Source organism: Erwinia sp. ErVv1 (assembly GCF_900068895.1).
Lineage (GTDB): Bacteria > Pseudomonadota > Gammaproteobacteria > Enterobacterales > Enterobacteriaceae > Erwinia.
The window spans coordinates 1-252 of the sequence record NZ_CDPK01000048.1 but is presented as its reverse complement, the minus strand read 5'-3'; the positions used below and the strand labels follow the sequence as shown (position 1 = coordinate 252).

Genomic DNA, 252 nt, shown 5'->3' with positions numbered 1-252 from the left:
CACTAATCCTGTTGCTGAGGAAGTCTCTTCCCAGCTCGACCAGCTTAATTGTGCTCATAAAACCTCCGTTTCTAAACAGATCCTGCCGTTGTCTTTTTTCGGGTCAATTTTCCAGCCACTCAGAAAATCACCATTGATTTTAAGGACGACAGCATTCATCGTCCCGGCATGCAGGGATTCCGAAGGAGTGCAGCTCAGAGCAGGTTAAACTGCTCCAGCAGGGCTTTCACTTCCGCCCTTAATTCGGCCTCA

The 252-nt window shown here is 48.8% G+C and carries 1 protein-coding gene; it reads left to right on the top strand.

The annotated features are described in order from the left end of the window. A partial coding sequence (locus tag A1830_RS23610; RefSeq protein WP_231877701.1) for a hypothetical protein occupies positions 1-208 on the top strand: 208 nt, incomplete at its 5' end. Positions 209-252 lie beyond the last annotated feature (44 nt).